Source organism: Endozoicomonas sp. ONNA2, assembly GCF_024606365.1.
Classification (GTDB): Bacteria; Pseudomonadota; Gammaproteobacteria; order Pseudomonadales; family Endozoicomonadaceae; genus Endozoicomonas.
The window spans coordinates 1-3,273 of record NZ_JAHHPO010000986.1 but is presented as its reverse complement, the minus strand read 5'-3'; the positions used below and the strand labels follow the sequence as shown (position 1 = coordinate 3,273).

Annotated in this window: 4 protein-coding genes; all 4 read left to right on the top strand. The window is 45.8% G+C overall.

What is annotated here, in order from left to right; translation table 11 throughout:
• Window positions 1–481 precede the first annotated feature (481 nt).
• The 4 genes from KDK14_RS17430 (at window position 482) to KDK14_RS17415 (ending at window position 3,234) form a co-directional block, all read left to right on the top strand.
• Window positions 482–850 (top strand): hypothetical protein, encoded by a 369-nt coding sequence (locus KDK14_RS17430; RefSeq protein WP_257266460.1) that lies wholly within the window; start codon window positions 482–484, stop codon window positions 848–850.
• Window positions 851–897: 47 nt separating this feature from the next.
• Window positions 898–1,140 carry a type II toxin-antitoxin system RelE/ParE family toxin gene (locus KDK14_RS17425; RefSeq protein WP_257266459.1) on the top strand — a complete coding sequence of 81 codons (243 nt, stop codon included), beginning with the start codon at window positions 898–900 and terminating at the stop codon, window positions 1,138–1,140.
• Window positions 1,141–1,153: 13 nt separating this feature from the next.
• The gene (locus tag KDK14_RS17420) at window positions 1,154–1,543 is read left to right on the top strand and encodes a helix-turn-helix domain-containing protein (protein ID WP_257266458.1); all 390 of its coding nucleotides are present in this window, start codon (window positions 1,154–1,156) and stop codon (window positions 1,541–1,543) included.
• 545 nt (window positions 1,544–2,088) lie between these two features.
• Entirely contained in the window at window positions 2,089–3,234 is a 1,146-nt protein-coding gene (locus tag KDK14_RS17415; RefSeq protein ID WP_257266457.1) for an ankyrin repeat domain-containing protein, read from the top strand.
• The last annotated feature ends 39 nt before the right edge of the window (window positions 3,235–3,273 follow it).

Sequence of the window (3,273 nt, the reverse complement as noted above, 5' to 3'; positions counted from 1 at the left end):
GTAGAGTGACTGAACACTTAGTCAGAAAATATGATTTCATTTGGTTAACTACTTATATAGACACCAATGTTTGTTGATTCAAATACTGCATGAACGACATGATACAGAGTGCTTTGGACGTTATGCCTATGCTGCAAAATCCACATAATTTCTTCATCCTGTTACTTCTTTACAGTATTTGTCGTATTTCAGAGAAAGGCTACCTTCCGCAATCTGGGGAGATACTGATTAATGAGCGAAAAACGGTTTAGTCGTTCTCAAAAATACAAAAGCCTACAACCTGTTGAAACGACTGATTGAGTTCCCGATTTCCGTTCACCCTGAGCTTGTCGAAGGGTCGTGCCACCGAACCTCGACAAGCTCAGTCCAGTCAGGCAATGAAAATAGGGAAGTTATTTCCAGACAGCTCCTTACTGTTGATGACATTATTGAATGACCTGTTGTATACGACACAAGCAGTCGGCCAGAGTGCCGGTTTTTTTTGCCTGAATTCTTGACCTTTAAATCTCTGGGGATTATTGCTTCAGAGCCGGGAGAGGTTGAGGCACCGCTGGGACAGTTCAGCAAACATAAAGCCGTTGCCATCTGTCTGCTACCAGACCTGCCAAAACCGGTGTTTCATCATCTGATCACGGCTTCGGATCTGCCTGTATTGACCGAGGGAGCCAATACCACATCCTTTCTTTTGCAAGCAGGTCATCCCTATTTGTCTACTCTGCCTGATGGTGAAACCCCGATTCCACAGGATGTGCAGGTCGTCCCCATAGCTAAGGATTCGGGAGAATATTACCGACCACCCGCCAGATTTGGTGACATCTCTAATTTGCGAGATTTCCAGGAATTAACCTAAAGTAAACTATATATTTGCTTTTAGTTAATCTATGGTAGACTAATACAATGTTCAAGGTGATTTACTCAAAGCAGGCCATTAAAGCTCTGAGGAAAGTCTCAGAGCCTGACCGGTCGAGGATGCAAACGGCCATCAACAAGCTGCCAGGCGGTGATGTGAAGAAGTTGGTGGGTGAAACAGGCTATAGGCTGCGGGTTGAAGGCTGGCGCATTGTTTATGAGATTGAGCATGACAGGCTGATGATTGAGGTGATTAAAATCTCGCCACGAGGCAAGGTTTATAAGCATTAAAGATGGGGCGGCAATGCCCCCAAAGGTTTTGATGATGGTCGATATATTGAAGCATGAAGGGAAACCCGCTTTTGTGATTATGCCTTATGACGAATATCAGGCAATGATTGAAAAGCTGGAGGACCTGGAAGATTCTGACGCTATTCGGGAATTTCGGGCCGCGTTACGCCGTGGTGAGGAAGAGTTGATACCTGCTGAAGTGGTGGACAGGTTGTTGACTGACAACACTGTGAAGGTGTGGCGAGAGTACAGGGGCATGAGTCAAAAGGCCCTCTCTGAAAAAACCGGTATTTCCGAAGCCATGATCAGCCAGATTGAGAGTGGCAAGAAGCAAGGGTCATTGAAAACAAACGCTAAAATTGCACAGGCATTGAATCTTACTGTTGATGACATTATTGAATGACCTGTTTTATGCGACAGCAGCCGGCCAGAGTGCCGGTTTTTTTGCCTGAATTCTTGACCTTTAAATCTCTGGGGATTATTGATTCAGAGCCGGGAGAGATTGAGGCACTGCTGGGTCACTTCAGCAACATAAGGCCGTTGCCATCGGTTTGTCAGGAGACCTGGCAAAAGCCGTGTTGCATCAAGTCTGATCATGAATTCAAGTTCGTGCCGCACAAATTCTTTTTGGCTGATATGGCTTCTAATTTTTTTGCACTGTACCTGGTGTTGCATACTACACTGGCACAGGCTACGTTTTTCTTCGCACTTATGGCTTATGTTTTTGGAAACTTTATCAAGTTTTTCAACAGATCGTGATTTGAAGAGGAGGTGGTTGTGTTCCAATGGGCGTCAGAGATGGTGTCAGGGCTGTTCGGTTCAAATCAACCTTGCGAGTCTGAAAACTGTCAAAATAAAAAGGAGTCGAGTCAGCTTGGTGGGCGTTCACTTGTTAAAACTTCGTGCCCAACACCTCACCATTATCACTTGGACTGTATTCCCGAAAATTTGTTCAGACTGGAGCAACTGAAACTGGAGGAACGGAAATGTTGCATTTGTGACCAGTCAGAACTGCAATTATTGCGCAATGGCAATGCCTTACCTATTGATGCCTGCATATCAGGTGATTTGTATGCCCTTGAGAAAATCTTGGGGCACAACCCTCAAATCATTAATCGTTATCCAGACCTTATTTGGAGTGCCGCCTATAATGGCAAGTCCGAGTGTTTGAAACTGATGCTGAACACAGGGCTGGATATCAATGCCCAAGATTCCCAGGGTCAAACTCCGCTTTTCCGAGCGGTCCTTTCTCGCAAATTAAGTGTCGTAAAGCTGCTGCTCGACGAAGGTGCGAATGCCAATCTCCCGTGCCTGAAAGAGCTGGAAGTCAATGTACGGGGCTTGGCAAAGCTGCTTGACAGAAATGCGGATATCAATGCCAAAACCATTGAAAAAAGATTAACGCCCCTGCAGATGGCTGCTTGTTTAGGTCACATAGATATTGTCGATGTGTTACTGGATGCTGATGACATCCAGGTTAATGACCGGGATGATGTGGGTGGTTTTACGGCTCTCCACCTTGCCGCCACCAACGACCGCGCAGAGATCGTCAAATTGTTAGTGGACGCTAAGGGTGTCAAGAAGGGTATCAAGGTCAATGAGAAGAATGACGATGGCTATACTGCTCTCTGCTTGGCTATATATTCATATTTACGCGACATAAAGACCGTTGAGGCGTTACTGACCTCTGATGATATTGATGTCAATGAGATAGATAACGAGGGTCGCACGGCTCTCCACTTAGCTGTCGCCAAAGGCTACAAAGAGATCGTCGACAAGTTACTGGAAGTTAAGGGTATCGATGCCAATAAGAAGGACAAAAATGGCGAGACGGCTCTTCACTACGCCGCCAAAAGTGACCATGCAGAGATCGTCAAATTGTTAGTGGGCGCTAAGGGTGTCAATAAAGGTATCAAGGTCAATGAGAAGAATTGCAATGGCGATACTGCTCTCTGCTTAGCTGCATTTTTAGGTCACTTAAAGACCGTCATGGCGTTACTGGCCTCTTATGATATTGATGTCAATGAGATAACTAACGACGGTCGCACGGCTCTCCACTTAGCTGCCGGCAAAGGCTACGTAACTGTTTGGTGATCCCATACAATGTTCGCGATTACCAGGAGCTGCAGCCAT